This window comes from Moraxella sp. CTOTU46934, assembly GCF_031979465.1.
Classification (GTDB): domain Bacteria; phylum Pseudomonadota; class Gammaproteobacteria; order Pseudomonadales; family Moraxellaceae; genus Faucicola; species Faucicola tetraodonis.
Map to the genome: position 1 here is coordinate 1 of NZ_DALZEG010000007.1, position 21327 is coordinate 21327.

Annotated in this window: 18 protein-coding genes and 1 tRNA gene; 12 read left to right on the plus strand and 7 right to left on the minus strand. The window is 46.7% G+C overall.

The genetic code is table 11. The features are described 5' to 3' along the window. Positions 1-750, minus strand: a 750-nt coding sequence (locus tag RTN07_RS06825; RefSeq protein WP_312176845.1) for a UvrD-helicase domain-containing protein, incomplete at its 3' end; no start/stop codon positions are given. 406 nt (positions 751-1156) lie between these two features. Then, positions 1157-1232 (minus strand) — tRNA-Gly (locus RTN07_RS06830). A gap of 368 nt (positions 1233-1600) precedes the next feature. Here RTN07_RS06830 and RTN07_RS06835 point away from each other — a divergent pair. The 11 genes from RTN07_RS06835 to RTN07_RS06885 all read left to right on the plus strand — a co-directional run bounded on the left by RTN07_RS06835 (position 1601) and on the right by RTN07_RS06885 (position 13673). Then, on the plus strand, positions 1601-2425 hold the full coding sequence (locus RTN07_RS06835) for a M48 family metallopeptidase (protein ID WP_101964458.1): 825 nt from the start codon (positions 1601-1603) through the stop codon (positions 2423-2425). A gap of 277 nt (positions 2426-2702) precedes the next feature. Beyond that, positions 2703-3158, plus strand: a complete 456-nt coding sequence (locus tag RTN07_RS06840; RefSeq protein WP_060996159.1) for a DUF441 domain-containing protein — start codon at positions 2703-2705, stop codon at positions 3156-3158. A gap of 203 nt (positions 3159-3361) precedes the next feature. Then, entirely contained in the window at positions 3362-3697 is a 336-nt protein-coding gene (locus tag RTN07_RS06845; RefSeq protein WP_007116216.1) for a BolA family protein, read from the plus strand. An 86-nt stretch (positions 3698-3783) separates the two neighbouring features. Then, positions 3784-4149 carry a SirB2 family protein gene (locus RTN07_RS06850; protein ID WP_312176847.1) on the plus strand — a complete coding sequence of 122 codons (366 nt, stop codon included), beginning with the start codon at positions 3784-3786 and terminating at the stop codon, positions 4147-4149. A gap of 32 nt (positions 4150-4181) precedes the next feature. Then, on the plus strand, positions 4182-4574 hold the full coding sequence (locus RTN07_RS06855) for a hypothetical protein (RefSeq protein WP_198001274.1): 393 nt from the start codon (positions 4182-4184) through the stop codon (positions 4572-4574). A gap of 443 nt (positions 4575-5017) precedes the next feature. Beyond that, positions 5018-6754 (plus strand): AMP-binding protein, encoded by a 1737-nt coding sequence (locus RTN07_RS06860; RefSeq protein WP_312176849.1) that lies wholly within the window; start codon positions 5018-5020, stop codon positions 6752-6754. Between the two features lie 88 nt (positions 6755-6842). After that, complete coding sequence (locus RTN07_RS06865; protein ID WP_312176851.1) at positions 6843-8459, plus strand: carboxyl transferase domain-containing protein; 1617 nt, start codon at positions 6843-6845, stop codon at positions 8457-8459. A 103-nt stretch (positions 8460-8562) separates the two neighbouring features. Then, positions 8563-9357: an enoyl-CoA hydratase/isomerase family protein gene (locus tag RTN07_RS06870; protein WP_312176853.1), complete on the plus strand. Its 795-nt coding sequence runs from the start codon at positions 8563-8565 to the stop codon at positions 9355-9357. A 110-nt stretch (positions 9358-9467) separates the two neighbouring features. Then, positions 9468-11552 carry an acetyl/propionyl/methylcrotonyl-CoA carboxylase subunit alpha gene (locus RTN07_RS06875; protein WP_312176855.1) on the plus strand — a complete coding sequence of 695 codons (2085 nt, stop codon included), beginning with the start codon at positions 9468-9470 and terminating at the stop codon, positions 11550-11552. Beyond that, positions 11549-12481: a hydroxymethylglutaryl-CoA lyase gene (locus RTN07_RS06880; RefSeq protein ID WP_312176857.1), complete on the plus strand. Its 933-nt coding sequence runs from the start codon at positions 11549-11551 to the stop codon at positions 12479-12481. Before RTN07_RS06875 ends, RTN07_RS06880 begins: the two co-directional genes overlap by 4 nt. A 16-nt stretch (positions 12482-12497) precedes the next feature. Next, positions 12498-13673, plus strand: a complete 1176-nt coding sequence (locus RTN07_RS06885) for an isovaleryl-CoA dehydrogenase (RefSeq protein ID WP_312176859.1) — start codon at positions 12498-12500, stop codon at positions 13671-13673. Positions 13674-13769: 96 nt separating this feature from the next. Here the strand turns inward: RTN07_RS06885 and RTN07_RS06890 are convergent, their stop codons facing one another. Both RTN07_RS06890 and RTN07_RS06895 read right to left on the minus strand, forming a co-directional pair. After that, positions 13770-14783, minus strand: coding sequence for an adenosine kinase (locus RTN07_RS06890; protein ID WP_312176861.1), 1014 nt, complete (start codon positions 14781-14783; stop codon positions 13770-13772). 41 nt (positions 14784-14824) lie between these two features. After that, positions 14825-15364 (minus strand): DinB family protein, encoded by a 540-nt coding sequence (locus tag RTN07_RS06895; RefSeq protein WP_312176863.1) that lies wholly within the window; start codon positions 15362-15364, stop codon positions 14825-14827. Between the two features lie 249 nt (positions 15365-15613). Between RTN07_RS06895 and RTN07_RS06900 the strand changes: the two genes are divergently transcribed. Next, a complete protein-coding gene (locus RTN07_RS06900) occupies positions 15614-18580 on the plus strand; it encodes an insulinase family protein (RefSeq protein ID WP_312176865.1) in 2967 nt (988 codons plus the stop codon). An 81-nt stretch (positions 18581-18661) separates the two neighbouring features. On the opposite strand, the gene RTN07_RS06905 is transcribed toward RTN07_RS06900, so the two are convergent. The 3 genes from RTN07_RS06905 to cysM are packed head-to-tail and all read right to left on the minus strand — an operon-like array spanning position 18662 to position 21209. Further along, positions 18662-19366, minus strand: coding sequence for a fumarylacetoacetate hydrolase family protein (locus RTN07_RS06905; protein WP_203171206.1), 705 nt, complete (start codon positions 19364-19366; stop codon positions 18662-18664). Next, positions 19363-20232, minus strand: coding sequence for a 3'-5' exonuclease (locus RTN07_RS06910; protein WP_138018195.1), 870 nt, complete (start codon positions 20230-20232; stop codon positions 19363-19365). The genes RTN07_RS06905 and RTN07_RS06910 overlap by 4 nt, the downstream gene beginning before the upstream one ends. 53 nt (positions 20233-20285) lie before the next feature. Further along, a complete protein-coding gene (gene cysM, locus RTN07_RS06915; RefSeq protein ID WP_312176869.1) occupies positions 20286-21209 on the minus strand; it encodes a cysteine synthase CysM in 924 nt (307 codons plus the stop codon). Between the last annotated feature and the right edge of the window lie 118 nt (positions 21210-21327).

Here is a 21327-nt window from a genome sequence, read left to right on the forward strand (position 1 = left end):
ATTTACCAATCTTGCTTTCATCGCTTTGTTATTGAAAAGATTGTGAACAGGTTCTAATAACCATTCATCAGCATTTAAGTATTTAGCGACATATTCTAGGATATCGTCATAATCAAGATAGTGACGTTCTTGCTTTTGTTTTTGATAGCCTGCCATGATAAGTTTTATCTCATCCATCACTGGCTGATAGTCAGGTAGCTGCTTATACAGTGCATCTTCAAATTTGGTTTGGGTATTGCGGGCATAGGAGTATAAGTCAGCCAGTTCTTTAGCCTTTGGTAGCTTCTCACCGACGGGTTGCTGACGATTGTTTTGAAAGGTAATGGTTTTACCCGTTGACGTGATTTGGCTATTACGTTTGTCTTCGAGTTTACCACGAAGTAGCTTGAACATCATAACTTGGTCATCACGGTCGATGACGTTAAAGCCTTGTAAGCCAAACACTTTTGAATAGCGACGTAGAATAGTTAAACAAAAGGTATGGAAGGTGGACGCGCGCAGTCCTTCTGCTTGCAATCCTAAATGACTTTCGACACGGGTGACAATCTCACTGGCAGCACGACGGGTAAAGGTGACGATTTGGATTTCATTGGCAGGCACACCTTTATCAATTAGATAGGCAGCGCGAGCCACAATGGTCTTAGTTTTACCACTGCCTGCCCCTGCCAACACCAAAGTATTTTGAGCGTTGGTGGTGGCAGCTTTGCGCTGGGCAGGATTAAGTTCGTCAAGCAAGTTATTGATGGTCATAGTAAAGGAATTTGGCTAATAAGCATTGGTTTAGGCTAGCAAACTATATAGAGGTTGTCTAATTATATTCTTGAGACGTCAGATTGATAAATCGGTTTTAGAAGAGCATACGTAACGAATTTTTGTTCTATTTAATAAATATGTGCGACTTAGATTAACTTAAATGATTATTAAATTCATTTAAAACCCCAAATTTAACGTCGGGGTCACTTTAAAAAAGGGTGAAAAATGCGTGGTCACAAAATGGTCACGTTTTGGTCACGGTCTAAAATTTTGCAAAAAATTGATTAGTTAAATTAACAAAGCATTTTTAGTAAAAAAGGGAGCACAAAGCTTGAAAGCCTTGATACAGGCGGATTTATAAACAATAAAAAAGCCTAACTATTAAGTTAGGCTTTCTTGAATTTGGAGCGGGAAACGAGATTCGAACTCGCGACCCCGACCTTGGCAAGGTCGTGCTCTACCAACTGAGCTATTCCCGCATTAGGTGGTCAACTAGCAATGTTGAATATTTGTTGCGTCGTTGTGGATGCGTATTATAAGGATTTTTGACACGGCGTCAAGCATTTTTGCAAAAAAAAATCAAAAAAATGCGTTTTTTTTAAATTTAACTGTTTTTACTGGGTTTCATGGGGAAGTAGTTTTTTTTGACTCCTTATTCTCTTATTAATTTTTTCCTTTCTACCCATAATTATTAGCTTGTTTTATCACACTATGAAACACACCACGTATCTATCGTTACGCAATTACTGCAAATCTCAGCAGATTGTTTTTTAATGACTTCGCTATAATGCGTTTAAACTTGCTATTTCTCTTGGTCCTTTTTGCTGTTTTTGGAGATAACGATAAGATGAAAATTTCAAAAAAACTCATGATGTCAAGTTTGGCGGCATCGGTCATTGCAGTAGGTGCCACCGGTTGCTCAACCACTACTGACACGGGCGCGATTGGCGTTGACCGTAATCAGTTGTTGGTAGTATCCGACCAACAAGTGCAACAACTTTCTAATCAAGCTTTTCAACAAGAAATTGCCGCTGCCCGTGCCAAAGGTCTGCTTGATACCAATCCGGCACAGTTGGCGCGTTTACAGAAAATTTCTCAGCGTTTGATTGCACAGACAGGTGCCTATCGCAGCGATGCAAGACAATGGCCGTGGGAAGTGCATGTCATTAAAAGTAATGAGCTTAATGCGCACGTATTCCCCGGCGGTAAAATTGTCTTTTACTCAGGTATTATCGATCGTTTGAGTCTAACCGATGCTGAGATTGCTGCCATTATGGGTCATGAGATGGCGCATGCATTACGTGAGCATACCCGTGAGCGTCTATCGCGTGAGGTGGCGACCCAGACAGGGATTGGTATTGCCGCGAGTGTCTTAGGTTTATCTCAAGGTCAGACACAATTAGCAGGCTTAGCTGGGGATTTGGGTATTTCACGTCCCCATAGCCGTACCCAAGAAACGGAAGCTGATTTGATGGGGCTAGAGTTGATGGCACGGGCAGGTTACGACCCTAATGCAGCAATTAGCCTATGGCGTAAAATGCAGAGTGCGAGTGGTCGCGGCGAGCCACCTCAGTTTTTAAGTACTCACCCGGTGAGCTCAACACGTATCGCCACCATTCAATCATTATTGCCACGTGTGATGCCATTGTACCAACAAAGCCGTTACCGTTAATTTTAACTTTGTATTTTATAAGCCAATATTCAGTTGATATTGGCTTTTTTAGTGAGCAAATTTGGTAATCAAAATAACGGATCGATTAAAATTTTGCTTATCCACAATAATCCATTGCGCATCAATTTACTCAACAATTGACCTACTCATCAATTTATCTAGCAAGCCTAACAAGTTGTCAAAAAACCGATTGATTGAAGTTTTTTAACTATCTCAACAGCACAGCGGCATCGTCAGTGGCATAATAAGCGTTTGGTCACCGCTATAGGGTAAATTCATGAATCAGCTTGATATTAATTTGCTAGTCTTGTTCGTCATTTTGGGCTGCGGTATTTTTGTGCACAATCCCACGATTTGGGTCAGTGCGACTGCGCTGATTATCATCAAATTTTTACCCCACAACCAACCTATCTTTTCTTATATTCAGCAATATGGACTCAACTTAGGTATTTTGCTGCTCACCATTGCCGTCATTGCGCCCATCGCTTCCGAACAAGTCAGTAGCAAAGCCTTGATGACCTCTTTTGCCAGTTGGCGCTCATTATTGGCTATTGCCGTGGGATTGCTGGTGACTTGGCTGGGTGCAAGAGGGGTGAATTTAATGAAAGTTGACCCCAATGTGGTCACGGGGTTGATGATTGGCACAGTAGCAGGGGTGGTATTGTTTCGCGGGGTGGCGGTCGGTCCGTTAATTGCCGCAGGGATTTTATCCTTGCTATATTGGTCCAAGTGAGCCATAGAAGCTACTGAGCCATCAAACATAGAGAAAAATTGAGCGGTATTGACACAAGATTATTTTTGCCCCTCAAACCCATTTGATAGATTAGGCTACCTTAAAACTATGCTAAAATAGCTAAAATGCGGTAAGTGGTGACCAGTTGGATTTGTCATTGGCTACCCATTTTTGATGAATAAAATCAGTGAACCGAGGACGACATGAGTCAACTTGCTACCCCGATTGCCGATGCCGTGACAGCGCGTTTGCAAACGTTACAGCCCAGTGTCTATCAGCTAGAAAACGAGTCAATGCGCCATGCTGGCTATTTTGAGGGCAAAGAAACCCATTTTAAACTGACCATTGTCAGTGAGGCATTTACCGGCAAACGCTTGGTACAGCGTCATCAGTTGGTGTATGGACTCATTCATACGTTACTGTCACAAGGCGGTGGGCAAATTCACGCGTTTTCAATTCATGCTTATACCCAAGCAGAATGGCAAGCGGTTGGGCAATCTCCTGAAAGTCCCAATTGCGCAGGACAAAACGCAGGGTAATATGATAAAAAAGAGTGTCAACATAAGCTAAAACCACAGACCCATTGAGTTAATTTACGCTATATTATGATAAAAAAGGTTGATGTATGAAACACGCACATATGCTGATGGCATTGATTTTAATTGCCTTATTCTTGTGGCAAGCCGTGTTGGTATTTACCGCACCAAAAGGACAAGGCTTGCCAAAATCTGCCAAAATCGGCGCCCACGTGATGTATGCCTTGGTGATTTTAACAGGCGCGGTGACAGCCATGCCATTGTTTGGCGCAGGTATAGTGCCGCACTGGTTGATTGCCAAGATGGTATTACTCATTGTTGCCATTTCGGCGACTGTCAAAGCCACGCGCCAGACGACTACGCCCAATCAAGCCAAAATAGGTATGTTGATTGCTTTTATTGCCTATATAGGTATTTTGACATTGGCATTTGTTAAGCCGCTCAACCTATTTTAAGGCTAAAGCAGTGAACATAAGGGAGTAGGATAATGAAAAAATTAGCTAGCTCAATACTTTTAGCGACGGCCGCCACGGCAGGTTTGACAGGGTGTATGACCACGCCTACCCCTGAATACGTATCCGCCAACAATTACCAAAGCTATGACTGTGTTGCGCTTGCTAATGAATACACGCGCGTCAATCAATACATTGATGCCAATGCCAATCAGCGCACGGGCTTGCAAGCTTCAGGTATCGGGATTGGTGTATCGGGCAATCGCCATGGTATTTATCCTACCGTGAGTGTCGGCTTAGGCTCAATCAATGGCGGCAACCGTCATAATCTATCGATTGCTATGGGACAACGAGATGCGATGGTACAAGCCGCTCGCTTAAAACAATGTCCCTTTGCTACCGGCATCAAACTCTATAGCGAAAAATAATTTATCCCATTTTACCCTGTTAAGTGTAGAACCCATCTTTACATAGTGAGATGGGTTTTTTTATGGTCAGCCAAATCAGTGGCTGGGTTAGGGGTATTCAGTGTCATTGAATACCTATTGAATATGTATCGAATATTTTTTTAGCTTAAAGATAATTTTTATTTCGATAAAGATTGTCTCGTTTTAGATTGACAAGTCCATAATTTATTGATTAATATGTCACATATTGATGGTTAAACACGGTAAAAATTTTAAAAAAATGAATTAAAATGCGTGTGAGAACAATACTTTAAGTCAAGGAATACTTGGGTATTAATCAGTGGGTAAAAATTTTTACTCAGGTAAACACGAAGTTTTCACTAGCTTTCGTCAATACCTTTAGTAAACACCCCAAAAAATTGATAGAAAGACACGCTAAAAAACACGATAGTAAGGATGCTACCATGACCAAAGACGTGCTAACCCTGCCACGCATCGTAATGGGTGCGAAATCTGCCAACGCCCCACTCACCCAAAGCTATGATAAAGGACCGGTCACGCCACTGATAGAACTGACCATTGGTGATTTTTTTGATCAGATGGTGGAACAAAACCCCGATAAAGACGCCTTAATTTCCGCACACCAAAACATTCGTCTCACCTACCGCGAGCTACAGCGTAAAGTCAATCAGCTAGCAAGCAGCATGATTCGTATGGGTCTGCAAAAAGGTGATCGCGTGGGTATTTGGTCACACAACAACGTTGAATGGGTCATCATGCAATTGGCGACAGCCAAAGCCGGTATCATACTGGTCAACATCAACCCAGCGTATCGTATCTTTGAGCTTGAATACGCCATCAACAAAGTCGACTGCCAAGTGCTGGTATTGATGCGTCACTTCAGATCTAGCGACTATGCGGTGATGCTTCAAGAGCTTGCCCCTGAAGCGCGTCACCAAAGCTACCAAAATTTAGAGCTCGTACAATTACCCAATCTCAAACGGGTCATCTGGATTGATAGCCCAGAGTCCACTGAAGATTTTAGCTATATGCAAAAATTCTCAGCGTGGATTGCTGAAGGCGATGCCGATGATCCGGCAGTGGCGGAACGTGCCAAAAAGCTCAACCCCAATGACCCGATAAATATCCAATTTACCAGTGGCACCACAGGCACGCCCAAAGGCGCGACGCTTACCCACCGCAATATTTTGAACAACGGTTATTTCATCGGTGAAGCCATGAGCTTCACTGCCGATGACCGTCTGTGTATCCCTGTCCCGCTTTACCACTGTTTTGGCATGGTACTGGGCAACCTTGCCATCTTGACCCACGGTGGCACGATTGTGTATCCCAACGATGGCTTTGACCCCATCACCGTACTTGAAACCGTGCAAAAAGAACAATGTACAGGTCTGCATGGGGTACCGACCATGTTTATCGCCGAGCTTGACCACCCAGATTTTGCCAATTATGACTTATCGACTTTACGTACCGGCATCATGGCAGGCTCAAGCTGTCCGATTGAGGTCATGCGCCGCGTGATTGACCAAATGCACATGAAAGAAGTCACCATTGCCTATGGCATGACCGAAACATCGCCGGTATCTTGTCAAACCAACCAGCACACGCCACTTGAAAAACAAGTCTCAACCGTAGGTCTGGTACAGCCAAACCTAGAAGTCAAAATCGTCAACCCAGAAACGGGCGAAACGCTTGGCATCGGTGAGACAGGTGAGCTGTGTACCAAAGGTTACTCAATCATGCTCGGCTATTGGAATGACACCAATAAAACGGCGGAAGCCATTGTCGATGGCTGGATGTATACCGGTGACTTGGCAACCATGGACGAAGAAGGTTATGTCAAAATCGTCGGACGTAGTAAAGATATGGTGATTCGCGGTGGTGAAAACATTTACCCTGTTGAAATTGAAAACTACCTATATCGCCACCCAAAAATCCGTGACGTCCAAATCGTGGGCGTACCCGACAAGAAATTTGGTGAAGTCCTTGCCGCTTGGATTATCCCCAAAAAAGACAGCAACTTAACCGAACAAGACATCCGTGATTTTTGTAAAGATCACATCGCACACTATAAAGTACCGACTTACATGAAGTTTGTCGACGAGTTCCCAATGACCGTCACGGGTAAAATTCAAAAATTCAAAATCGTGGAAGCGATGACACAAGAATTAGGACTCTAAATTTTCAACTTCAGCAAAAACTTAACATAAATACAGAGGGCATCTGATAGCAATTTAGCTGCACCCTTTGACAGAATTAGGATTTACAATGACGGTTATCCAAAGTAAATTAAGCCCAAATGGTGCGGAGTTTCAAGCCAATGCCGCTGCCATGCAAACTATCGTTGATGACCTCAAAGCCAAACTTGCGGTCATTGCTCAGGGCGGTTCAGCGTCTGCCCGCGCCAAACATGTGGCTCGGGGTAAGTTATTGCCCCGTGAACGTGTCGAGCGCTTGCTAGATGCCGGTACGCCATTTTTGGAAGTCTCACCGATGGCAGCGTATGGCATGTATGATGCCGATATCCCTGCCGCAGGCGTGATTGCTGGCATTGGTCGTGTCGCTGGTATTGACTGTATGATTGTGTGTAACGATGCCACCGTCAAAGGCGGCACTTACTACCCGATGACGGTCAAAAAACATTTACGGGCGCAAGAAATCGCACGAGAAAACCGCTTGCCATGTATCTATTTGGTGGACTCTGGCGGCGCGAACTTACCCAACCAAGATGAAGTATTCCCAGATAAAGACCACTTTGGTCGTATCTTCTTTAACCAAGCCAATATGAGCGCCGAAGGCATACCCCAAATCGCCGTCGTGATGGGTAGCTGTACTGCAGGTGGTGCCTATGTACCCGCCATGAGTGACGAGTCGATTATCGTCAAAGATCAAGGGACGATTTTTTTGGGCGGACCGCCGCTGGTCAAAGCTGCCACAGGTGAAGAAGTGACTGCAGAAGACTTAGGCGGTGGCGATGTGCATACCCGTCTGTCAGGCGTGGTTGACCATCTTGCCCAAAACGATTTACACGCGTTATCACTGGCGCGCAACATCGTCGGCAATTTAAACCAACAAAAAATGCCTATCCACCACGCTACCGCGCAAAAAACCCCGCGTCCACCCAAATACGACGCCAAAGAATTGTACGGTATCATCCCAACTGACACCCGTAAGCCGTTTGATATCCGTGAAATCATCGCTCGCATTGTCGATGGCAGTGAGTTTGATGAGTTTAAAGCCCGTTTTGGCACGACGCTGGTGTGTGGTTTTGCCCATATTGAAGGTATGCCAGTGGGTATTATCGCTAACAACGGTATTTTATTTAGCGAGTCAGCGCAAAAAGCCACCCATTTTATCGAGCTATGCTGCAAACGTAAAATTCCGCTGGTGTTTTTGCAAAATATCACAGGCTTTATGGTCGGGCGCAAATACGAAAATGAAGGGATTGCCCGTCATGGTGCCAAAATGGTGATGGCGGTTGCCAATGCCAAAGTGCCGAAGTTTACTGTGATTGTCGGCGGCTCATTCGGTGCAGGCAACTACGGTATGTGTGGTCGTGCGTACAGTCCACGTTTCTTGTGGATGTGGCCAAATGCGCGTATCTCGGTGATGGGTGGCGAGCAAGCGGCCTCAGTATTAGCAACGGTCAAACGCAGCCAATACCATGCCAAAGGTGAGAACTGGTCTAGCGAGGACGAAGAAGCGTTCAAAGCGCCAGTGCGTCAGCAATTTGATGAGCAAGGTCATCCGTATTATGCCTCGGCTAGACTGTGGGATGATGGCGTGATTGACCCAGCCGATACCCGTCAAGTATTGGCACTCGGCTTAAGTGCCGCTTATAACGCACCGATTGAAGACACCACCTTTGGTGTATTTAGAATGTAATTTTCAGCGTGTAAAATCGGAAGTCTTGGTTGGTTGTTCTATCACCATTGAGCAAGCATCAAAAACGCTTCAACTTTACCCAACAAGAAAAAGGAAAAACACGATGAAATTACCGACTTATGACAGCCTACTGTTAGACATTGACCAGCACGTAGCGACCATTACCCTCAATCGCCCAGACAAACGCAATGCCTTTAATGACGATGTCATCCAAGAACTGACCGATGTGTTTCAATTTTGCGCTGCGCAAGACGAAGTGCGTGTGGTGGTATTGACTGCCAATGGCAAAGCCTTCTGTGCCGGTGCAGACCTAAACTGGATGCGCGCGATGGCGGATTATAGCCACGATGAAAACTTGGCAGACGCTGGCAAGCTTGCGCAAATGCTAGCCACCATCTACCACTGTCCAAAACCGACTGTCGCTGCCATTCAAGGCGATGTGTATGCCGGTGGTATGGGTCTGGTTGCGGCTTGTGATATCGCTATTAGCGTTAAAAACGCCAATTTTTGCTTAAGTGAAGTCAAACTTGGCTTGATTCCTGCGACCATTAGCCCGTATGTGATTCGTGCGATGGGTGCACGAGCCGCGCATCGGTACTTCTTAACCGCTGAAGTATTTGATGCCAAAGAAGCCAAAAAAATCGGTTTTATCCATGAGCGGGTGGATGAAGAAGAGTTTACACAAAGCCTTGATAATTTGGTCAAACACTTGGTCAATGCTAGCCCAAACGCTGTTAAAGTGTGTAAAAAACTGGTGCAAGATGTGGCATTTGCGGAGATTAATGAGCAGTTAATCAAAGATACCGTTGCAGGCATTGCTGATATCCGCGCATCTGATGAAGGTAAAGAAGGCGTACAGTCATTTTTGCAAAAACGTAAACCAAGCTGGCTTGAATGACGCAGGTAAAATAACTGAGGTAAAAAGCTGGATTTTATAAGCCAAATTTTATAAGTATGCCAAGTTAGATTCGCGGTGATGCGGTCTTGAAAAAATAAAAAGGGACGATTATGTTTTCAAAAATCTTAATAGCCAATCGGGGTGAGATTGCTTGCCGCGTGGCAGCCACCGCCAAAAAACTGGGCGTGCGTACCGTTGCGGTATATTCAGACGCTGACCGCTTTGCCAAGCACGTAGCCGTGTGTGATGAAGCCATTTATATAGGCGGTTCTGCGCCCAAAGACAGCTATCTGCGTTGGGAGCGCATTTTGGAGGCTGCCAAACAAACAGGCGCACAAGCGATTCACCCTGGCTATGGGTTTTTGAGTGAAAACGACGAATTTGCCCAAGCGTGCGTGGATGCGGGTTTGGTGTTTATCGGTCCCCCTGCGTCTGCCATCACCGCCATGGGTCTTAAAGCCGAGTCCAAACGCTTGATGGAAGCGGCCAATGTACCACTCATTCCAGGGTATCATGGCACCAACCAAGACCCTGATTTTTTACATAACGAGGCCGACAAAATTGGCTACCCTGTGCTAATCAAAGCCAGCTCTGGTGGCGGCGGCAAAGGGATGCGGTTAGTTGAAAAAACCGAAGATTTTATTGATGCCTTAGGCTCATGTCAACGTGAAGCCATTAGCAGCTTTGGCAATGACAGCGTATTGATTGAAAAATACGCCCTACGTCCCCGCCATATTGAAATTCAAGTCTTTGGCGACAGCCACGGCAACTATGTGTATTTATTTGAGCGTGATTGCTCGGTACAGCGCCGCCATCAAAAAGTGCTCGAAGAAGCCCCTGCCCCCGATGTCAGCGTGGCAATGCGGGAGGCGATGGGCGCAGCGGCGATAGCGGCGGCAAAAGCGGTCAATTATGTGGGGGCGGGTACGGTTGAATTTATCGTAGAGCAACGTGAGTGTTCACCCGAAGATAAATTTGGCGGCATGAATTTCTACTTTATGGAAATGAATACGCGCCTGCAAGTAGAACATCCTGTCACCGAGGCGATTACTGGTACTGACCTTGTCGAGTGGCAACTGCGTATTGCTAGCGGCGAGCCGTTACCAAAACAGCAAGCAGACTTGACCATTAACGGTCATGCGATTGAAGCACGTATCAATGCTGAAAACCCAGACAACAACTTCTTGCCCGCCACAGGTACGCTAAACGTTTACCGCACGCCAACTCACAGCGAGTTTAGGGTGTCAGATGTGCGTATAGATGATGGGGTACGCGAAGGCGATGTCATCAGTCCTTACTATGACTCGATGATTGCCAAACTCATCGTCCATGCGCCAACCCGTGAGCAGGCGCTTGCCAAACTAGACAAAGCCTTATCAGAAACCCGTATTGTCGGTTTGCCAAACAACGTGGCGTTTTTGCGTCACGTGGTGCAATCAGATTCGTTCAAATATGCCAATCTTGATACTGCATTGATTGAACGTGAAAAAGACGTACTGTTTGGACAGCAGCGCGGTGAGCTACCTTGGCTGGTAGCCACCGCGATTGTCAAAGAGCTTGCCCAAGAAGCGCAAACCCAAAACCACGACCCCTTTAGCAAAACTGACGCATGGCGCGCGTATAGCCACTATGAGCGTCCGTTTGATTTGGTGTATCACGATAAGCCATTGCGGGCTGTTATCAGCCAAATTCAGGGGCAAGCATTTCATCTAACGATTAACGCCATTGCCAAAGCGGAAAAACAAGGCGCGGATGTTGCCACGCCCATCTATCAAGGCGATGTTCGTTATTTGCCCACTGCCGATGATACCTTCACGATATGGCTAAGTGACGGAGAAACAGCCGGCAAACGCCAACAGATGCAGGCATGGCGACACAATGAGCAAGTATATGTGTTCTCAAATCATGCCAGCGATACCATCACCTTGGTGGATAGCATGGCGCATGTGGGCATCGAGCCCCAAGATGCCGGTAGCCTCAAATCGCCCATGCCAGGTCAAGTGGTGGCGTTTCGGGTCAATGTGGGCGATGAAGTGAAAAAAGGTCAAGCCTTGGCGGTGATTGAAGCCATGAAAATTGAGCATACCATCAATGCCCCGGCTGATGGTACGGTGGCAGAGCTGCTGTTCAAAGCAGGGGATTTGGTATCCGATGGCGATGAGCTATTAAAACTTGATACGGGCAGCCAATCATGAACTACCCAAATTTTGTCAAAATCATCGACGTGGGCGCAAGAGACGGACTACAAAACGAAAAGCAAGCCGTACCCAGCGACGTCAAAATCGAGTTGATTAATGGCTTGATTGATGCAGGGGTGCGCAAGCTTGAAGCCACTAGCTTTGTGTCGCCAAAGTGGGTACCACAAATGGCAGACAATGATACCGTATTAAATGGCATTAGCAAACGCGATGACGTGGTCTATTCGGTGCTGACGCCTAATATGAAAGGCTTTGATGCCGCCCTTGCCCACCGTGACCAATTTGCCAATTATGAAGTGGTGATTTTTGGCTCAGCGAGTGAAGCTTTTAGCCAAAAAAATATCAACTGTAGCATCGCTGAGAGTATTGAGCGTTTTGCCCCCGTGGCTGACGCTGCCAAAGCGCATGGCATCAAAGTGCGCGGTGTCATCTCTTGTACCGTGGGCTGCCCGTATGAAGGGGATATTTCAGCTGATAAAGTCGCCTATGTGACAGAAAAGCTCGTTGCCATTGGCGCTCAGCATATTGGCATTGCTGATACCATCGGCGTGGGCACACCTATCAAGGTGCAAAAAGCGTTGGATGCTGCCTTGCGTTATATTGATATTGACAATATTTCTGGGCATTTTCATGACACCTATGGTCAAGCACTGAGCAATACCTTAGCGGCATTACAAATGGGTGTATGGCAGTTTGATACCTCGGTGGCAGGGCTTGGCGGCTGTCCGTATGCCAAAGGCGCAACCGGCAATGTTGCCACTGAAGATGTGGTATATCTGCTACATGGCATGGGTATTGAAACGGGCATTGACCTCGACAAACTGGTCGATGTCGGACAAAAAATTAGCGCGTTTTTGGGCAGGCAAAATGGCTCAAAGGTGGCAACAGCGATTTTAAATAAACGTAAATCTTTAACAGTCAGTTAATAAACAAGGAATGACTATGAACTTAGGACTCGATTACCAACTTGGCGATGACATCAACGCCCTACGCGAAACCGTCAAAGCCTTTGCCGATGCCGAAATCGTCCCACGTGCTGCCGAGCTTGACCGCACCGACCAATTCCCGATGGACTTGTGGCAAAAAATGGGTGAGCTTGGACTGCATGGCATCACTGTACCCGAAACTTACGGTGGCGTGGACATGGGCTATGTGGCGCACATGGTCGCCATGGAAGAAATCAGCCGCGCATCAGGCTCAGTGGCGCTAAGCTATGGCGCGCACTCCAATTTATGTATCAACCAAATCAAACGCAACGGTACAGAAGCCCAAAAACAAAAATACTTGCCAAAGCTCATCAGCGGTGAATTCATTGGTGCCTTAGCCATGAGTGAACCCGGTGCAGGCTCAGACGTGACCAGCATGAAACTACGTGCCGAAGACAAAGGTGGCGTATATGTACTAAACGGCTCAAAAATGTGGATTACCAATGGACCGGATGCCGATGTGATGGTGGTGTATGCCAAAACCAACCCAGAGCTCGGGGCAAAAGGCATCACCGCGTTTTTGGTAGAAAAAGGCATGAAAGGCTTTTATACCGCACAAAAACTCGACAAACTCGGTATGCGCGGCAGTCACACAGGTGAGATGGTGTTTGACAATGTCGAAGTGCCAAGCGACAACATCTTGGGCGGTCTTAACAACGGCGTCAAAGTATTGATGAGTGGCTTGGACTACGAGCGTGCGGTACTTGCCGCAGGTCCTATCGGGCTGATGCAAGCAGTGATGGACAACGTCATTCCCTACATCCACGACCGCAAGCAATTTGGTCAAGCCATCGGTGAATTCCAGTTGATTCAAGGTAAAGTGGCGGACATGTACACCACCTTACAGGCAGGACGCAGCTTTCTTTACACCGTGGGCAAAAACTTGGATAGGCTAGGCTCAGACCATGTGCGCCAAGTACGTAAAGACTGCGCCAGCGTAATTTTGTGGACAGCGGAAAAAGCCACTTGGATGGCAGGAGAAGGTATCCAAATCTTCGGCGGCAATGGCTATACCAACGAGTACCCACTAGGGCGTATTTGGCGTGATGCCAAGCTATATGAGATTGGCGCAGGTACTAGCGAGGTACGGCGTATGCTGATTGGTCGTGAGCTGTTCAACGAAACCGCTTAATTGATTAGCTTTGTCAGCACCAGCCCTAGCTAAAACTAGGGCTTTTTTATTAGATTGTCAAAATAGGTTGTCAAAATCCGCCTTATTAGCTGTGCGCTATGTTAAGGTTGATTGTAAAATCGCTTGGTATTGCGCCGGTTTGAGACGGGGTCCGAACTGCTGAATGATTTGGCTTGCGACGCTACTGGCTAATTTGCCACAATCTGCCAACGCATGACCATGCGATAGCGCGTATAAAAAACTGCCCGCAAAATTATCGCCTGCCCCATTGGTATCTAGCACTTGGTCAACGGGTAGCGATGCCACGTCAATCAATTTTGTTTCACGTGAAACATCGTCCCGTACCGCAATGATTGACCCTGCTGCACCATTGGTCACCACTGCCATATTGGCAACTGACAATAACGCTGCTGCGGCTTGCGAATGACTGGTTTGGTTGGTAAATAGCTGCGCTTCATCACAGTTACAAAACACCGCATCCACGCCACCTTCTAGCATGGCATCAAGTCCTTCGCGACCAAATTTGACCACAGCAGGGTCGGCAAAACTGACCGCGATTTTAGCCCCTTTGTTTTTGGCTTGTTGTTTTAGCTGGGCAATCGCCTGTTGTACCGAGGGGGACATAGCAAGATAACCTTCAAGGTACAACCAATCAGCATCATTAAGCGCATCAAAGTCGATATCGGTTTCGCTGATTTCTGCTGAAGTACCCAAATGCGTTTGCATGGTGCGCTCGCCATCTGGGGTCACCATCACCATACAACTGCCTGTGGTACCATCAGCAAATGACTTGGTAGATGTCTTGATACCTGCGGCATTTAAATCCGCCAAATAAAAACGCCCTGCCTCGTCTTCACCCACTCGGCAAGCGTAAAAAGTATCGCTACCGAGGCTTGCGGCGGCATAGATACTGTTGGCAGCCGAGCCGCCACCTGCTTGTTTGGTCGCAGTGATGTTTTGCGTGGTGAGCGAGGCGATGAGGTCAGCTTGCTCACTGTGACTGGCTAGGGTCATGTTACCTTTGGTCAGGCCTGTGGCGTTAAGCTGTGCATCGGTGACGACAAATTCACTGTCAACTAACGCATTGCCGATGGCGACGATTTTTGCCATGTGGTTTTTCCTTTTTGAGATAAATTGGTTAGGGTGTTTTTTTATGTACTTGATGGTTCATTAGGCATGACTATTAAAAAATCTGTCATACCAATGTCAACACCTTGTTGAGATAATAGCGTTGTGGTTTGCCCACGATGGTGTGTTTGGTGATTAAAAAAGTGACTGAGTAACAAACCAAATTCTCGGTTAAATGTCTGTCCTTTGGTATTGTGATAAATCATTGGCTGTTGCAATTGGCTTTCAGTCACTTCTTCCACCAAAGCTATAATGATATTGTCAAGCTCAGTTCTTGCAGCTGCATAGGCTGTTAAGTTGTCAAACAATAACGTATCTAAAGCAGTCGGTTTTGGAAAATTGGCTAAAATCTGTAAAATTTTAAAATTAAAGAACTGGTTGAAACGATTTAACCAAATTAAATCCCCTACCATCAAATGATTCATGGTACCTAAAATTGAGCCAAAAAATGCGTGCTGATTTTTAAGTAAACTATCGGTATCAAGTTGTTTCATCGCTTGAATCATTGCTTGATTCAAGTTTTGATTATAGTTTGCAAATAGTTGAAACATGGGCTTTCGCATGATTTTTCCATTTTTATTCTAAGGCTGGTTTATCATAGCAGACTTTATTGTCCAAATCCGTAGCAGCATTTTACTGTAAAAATTGAAACTTTACTTGATAACAATAAGTCATTTTCTCTTTAATAAAACGATTTTGACCCCCATTTCTCAAAAATAAATCCGACAAAACTGCTATACTTTCTGTTTGTTTTTACAGTTGGTTTTGCTGATAAATTCTGACAAATATTATGATGACACACAGGTAACTTCATGCCCGCAACTTCTCACGACTCTGCTTTAGATTTGACCCTACACCCTGATTTTACCCTACGCTCTCATGAGCGTATCGATGCGTTATCGCTTGATGTGCTAGTGAGCGAACATAACGCCACTGGGTTGATTCATTATCACCTCGCCCACCCGAGTGATGAAAATGCCTTTATGATTGGCTTTCGCACCCAGCCGATGACCGACCGCGGTGAGGCGCATATTTTGGAGCATACCAGTCTATGTGGCTCTGAAAAATATCCCGTGCGCGACCCGTTTTTTAGCATGATTAAGCGCTCGCTCAATACGTTTATGAATGCGTTTACCGCGGCAGATTGGACGGCGTATCCGTTTGCCACCCAAAACCGTCAAGATTATTTTAACTTGTTGTCGGTGTATTTAGATGCGACATTTTTCCCAAGTTTAAATCCGCTCGATTTTGCCCAAGAAGGGATTCGTGTGGAGCTTGATGATGATGGCAAACCGCAGTATAAAGGCATTGTGTTTAATGAAATGAAAGGCGCGATGAGTGGCGAGATTGACCAGTTGTATCACACGCTGGCGCGTCATTTATTCCCCACAACCACTTATCACTACAATTCTGGCGGTGAGCCTGCTGCTATTACTGAGCTGACTCATGCTGATTTGGTCAAATTTCATCAAAGTCACTATCACCCAAGCAATGCGGTGGTGATGAGCTTTGGCAATATCCCTGTGGCAGAGACCCAAGCCCGTATCCACGAGGATGCATTGGCGGTGGCAGGCAAAGCGTTTGCTAAAGGGCAAAAACACGCCTCACGACTCGAAAAACCATTGACCGCGCCAATCAGCGTGACGGACACTTACAGTGTCGATACGGTGAAACCCAAACAAACCCATCACGTCATGGCATGGTTATTACCATCGATTTTAGACGGTAAGCAGCGTCTGGCTATGCGATTACTTGAAGGCGTATTGGTTGAACATGCAGGTTCGCCGCTGCGGGCGTATCTTGATAGCCATCCGCTGGCATCTGCCCCGACGCCGCTACTGGGCTTGGATGACAGCCATTATCAGATGGTGTTTTATGCGGGGGTTCGTGGCTCTGAGCCTGAGCATGGCGATGCCATTGAGCAAGGGATTTTGGACTTACTCAAACAAGTGGCAGACCAGCCTGTGGACAGTGAAGCGATTGAAACCATTTTGCACCAAATCGAAATCGACCAACGTCATATCGGTGGCGATAGTATGCCATATGGTCTAAATTTGATGCTAGAAGGCTTTAGTACTGCTATCCACGACGGCGACCCCATGCATGTGTGGGATATCGATGAAAACCTAAACTGGCTACGTGAGCAAGTACAAAACCCTGATTTTATCGCCAATTTGATTCGCAGCTTTTTGCTCGACAATCCGCATCGCGTGCGCTTGACACTCATCCCTGATGCGAGCAAATCTGAGCAACAAGCCAAGGATGAGCAAGCCAAACTTGACACCATCGCAGCGGCACTGACCGATGACACCCGTAATGCACTCATCAGCCAAGCCAAAGCCCTTGCCGAACGCCAAGCTACGCCTGATGATGTGGATTTGCTACCCAAAGTGGGATTGGCGGATATTCCTGCCCAAATTCAATTTAAAACAGGTACAAAACGCGATATCACTTTAAGTGGTGTGCCAAGTACGTTGTATGAATATGAAGCAGGCACCAACGGTCTGTACTATTATCAAGTGATTATGCCCCTAGAGGGTCATGAAGCGCTCATCAATCACCCAGATTTACCAACGTATCTGAGCTTGATCAGCGAAGTGGGCACGCGCAAACACGATGCTTTGGCATTTCAAGCGCGGCAAGCACGTCATTCAAGCGGTGTGACTGTCAGAATCAGCCAGCGCACATCGCCAGACAACCCCGAAAAAATGGATAGCTTCTTGGTGGTCGCTACCCGCTCATTGTCACGTAAATTTGAAGCGATTGAGCTGCTTAAAGAAGTACTCAACGACACTATTTTTACCGAATATGCGCGGATGGAAGAGCTACTGACCCAAAAACAAATGGGCTGGCAATCGCGCCTTGCCAATGCAGGTCATGCGTATGCCATGCAAACAGCGAGCCGTAACACCAGTAAAATCGCCCGTCTTGAATATGTACGCGGTGGTTTGCCTGCATTAAATAGCTTAACTGAATTTTTGCAGCAAGCGGAGCAAGATAGCAGTGCGTGGCAAAAGCTCGGAGAGCGCTTAGCCAATTTACATCGCTACATCAAAGCCCTGCCAAAACAAGCACTTATCATCGCCGAAGCAGAGGTATTACCGACGCTGCAGCAAGCAATTAGCGAGAGCTGGCAAGCGCCTGTTGACGAGCCTACCGCTACTTTAATCGAATCGCCTATTACCACTGACGGTAACGATATCGCGTGGCTTGCGCAAACCAATGTGTTTCATCATGCGCTTGTCTTTGCTGCCGTGCCGACCAACCATCCCGATGCCCCTGCCTTGATGGTGCTCTCAAGCGTGCTACGCAATAACTATCTGCATCGTACCATTCGTGAGCAAGGCGGGGCGTATGGCGGCGGCGCGAGCTATGATAGCAATGCTTGCTCTTTCAAGTTTTATAGCTACCGTGACCCGCGTGACCAAGCCACGTTTGATGATTTTTTGGGCAGTATTGATTGGTTACTGGCGCAAACCACAGGCGAAAAAACCGATGCTTGGATTGAAGAAGCGATTTTAGGATTGATGGCAGGCATGGACAAACCCGCAAGTCCTGCGGGTGAAGCGGTCAAGGCGCTGTTTGCTGAGTTACACGGTCGCGGCAAAGACTGGCAACAAGCGATGCGTGCCAAAATCTTGGCGGTCAGCCTTGATGACTTACAGCGCGTGGCAAGAACTTATCTTAAAGACAAGCCTTACACACGCGCAAGCCTTGCGCCGTTTGATAAAGCTGAACTCATGCAAAACATGGGTTTTCAGATTGAAAAAGTGCTATAACAAACGTAACAATAAAATTAATCATCTTAATAAAAAAGGCGCTGTTATTAGCGCCTTTTTTCATCTTTTATACTCGAAGTTTTACACAACCAGCAACTCAATTTTACCCAGTCCGTCAATTTGCGCGAGGATGGTATCGCCTTTGACCACCGCACCGACGCCCGCTGGCGTCCCTGTAAAAATCAAATCCCCTGCTTTGAGCTCAAAAAACTCAGATAAATTGGCAATGGTCTCTGCCACATTCCAGATTAACTGATTGATATTGCCTTGTTGTTTGGGCTCGCCATTCACCGCCAGTGAAATATTTGCTTGTTGTATCTCAGCAACGCTAGCAACGGGATAAATTTCGCCAATGGGTGCCGAATAGTCAAACGCTTTGCCAATCTCCCACGGACGACCGTTTTGCTTCATGACGTTTTGCAAGTCGCGGCGCGTCATGTCGAGCCCCACGGCATAGCCAAAAATCAAGTTATGTGCCTCTGCCACACTCACATTAGCGCCCGCTTTGCCAATCGCAACTACCAATTCTACTTCATAATGTAGCGCTTGCGTTTTAGTCGGATAAGGCAATTGGGCAACGCTATCGGGTCGAACTGCAATAATCGACTCACTGTCACCGGCTTTACAGAAGAAAAATGGCGGCTCACGGTCTGGGTCACTACCCATTTCTCGGGCGTGGTCGGCATAGTTGCGCCCCACGCAATACACGCGGCGGACAGGAAAGGTTTGCTCAGATTGATGGATGGGCAGTGCCACCACTTGGCTGGGTGGAAAAATCGTATTCATGGTGATTCTACTTGGGTGGTTGGGTTATCAGATGATAGCTGGGTGATGGCGATATCAGTGACACGTTGGTCAGCGGCTAAATTGCTAGCAGGTTGCCACGCTTGCAAAAATTTATCATGGCGCAGGCTATTGTCTTGATTGGTGAACGATTGCAGATAGTCTCGGGTGGTGGACTCCCATTGCTCGCTTTGCTGCGCTGAAAATTGTCCCGTGAGTCGTTGGTAGCGCAAAAAAATCAGCCAAGTATTAAGCACATCACTTTCACAATAAGTAGTGAGCTTATCCCATGCTTCTGCTTGCACCATAGGCACCACATCATAGCCGTCCAACGCTTGCTTGCCTGCAAAGCCGCATAAGGATGCCACGACATCAAGTTTTTGCGACGTGCTATTCATGGCAAGCTTCACCATCAAATCGGTATGACGGTCATGATAGCGGTTGATATAGTTGTTGTATCTCATCTCACCGGTTTGGCTAAACAGCTTGGGCGCGGTTAGACCATGCTGTAACGCCCGATACACCATGACGGGTATATCAAAGCCCTTGCCATTCCAGCTCACCAACAACGGATTTTTTTCGATGGCATTAAAAAAGGTTTGAATCATTTGCGCTTCGCTATGGTCAGCCAGCGACAGCGATTTGAGCGTCATTTTGCCGCCCGCCACCCACAACACCGAAAGACAGGCGATTTGGTGCAAAGGCAGGGGCATAAAAGGATGCCCAACATCCTGCTCACGCAGTGCCATGAGCTTAGTCATGGCATCGTTATCCGATAACCCAGCCAACTCAGGGTATAGCCGCTTGCCTGTGGCAACATCGGGTATGGTTTCGATATCAAATACTAAAATCGGCGCTGGCGTAGCCATAATACTTCCTTGTTAGTTTCTGCTTTATGCTTTCTGCTTTAGTTTATTGGGTATTAAACGTCATCTTTAACACCAAACAACCCTGTTGATAGATAACGATCGCCACGGTCACAGACGATAAATGCAATCACCGCATCCGGGTGTTCTTTAGCGATTTGGTATGCTGCCCACGCCGCCCCACCTGATGACACCCCCGCAAAAAGCCCTTCTTCGCGGGCAAGCTTACGCATAAACACTTCCGCATCGTGCTGCTCGATGTCCATCACTATATCCACCAAACTTGGCTCAAAAATCTTTGGCAAATAGGCGGCTGGCCATCGGCGAATCCCTGCGATATTAGCGCCTTCAGCGGGCTGTAAACCGATAATTTGCACGTTTGGGTTTTGCTCTTTTAGGTATTTGGACACGCCCATGATGGTGCCTGTGGTCCCCATTGAGCTAATAAAGTGGGTAATCGTGCCATTCGTTTGCTGCCAAATCTCAGGACCTGTGGTCAGATAATGCGCTTGTTTGTTGTCAGGGTTGTTAAACTGGTCGAGTACGATGCCTTTACCTTCTGCCTGCATTTGCTGGGCAAGGTCACGTGCCGACTCCATGTTATCGACTTCAATCAATGTCGCCCCATACGCTGCCATCGCGTCTTTACGCTCTTGGGTAGAGTTGCTAGGCATAATCAGCGTCATCGCATAGCCGCGCATTGCTGCGACCATGGCAAGGGCGATGCCTGTATTGCCACTGGTGGCCTCAATGATGGTGTCGCCTGGCTTGATAGTGCCACGCAGTTCCGCTTGATAAAACATATTAAACGCAGGGCGGTCTTTCACTGAGCCCGCTGGATTGTTGCCTTCAAGTTTGGCAAGCAGGGTGGCTGTGCCTTGGTCGGTTTGCGGTGCAAATCGCGCTAGCTTAACCAGTGGCGTATGTCCAATGCAGTCATTGAGCGTGCTGGTTTCAGTGATGAAATTATTATGGGTCATAAGACAACCTTAGTTTTTGGCCATGAAGTTTTGATGATACGAGTTTTGAGCAGACGCATTTAGTCTAGCTTATAGATTAGCTAGCGTTGATTAGTTTTTTTAACAGTAAATTTTTTGG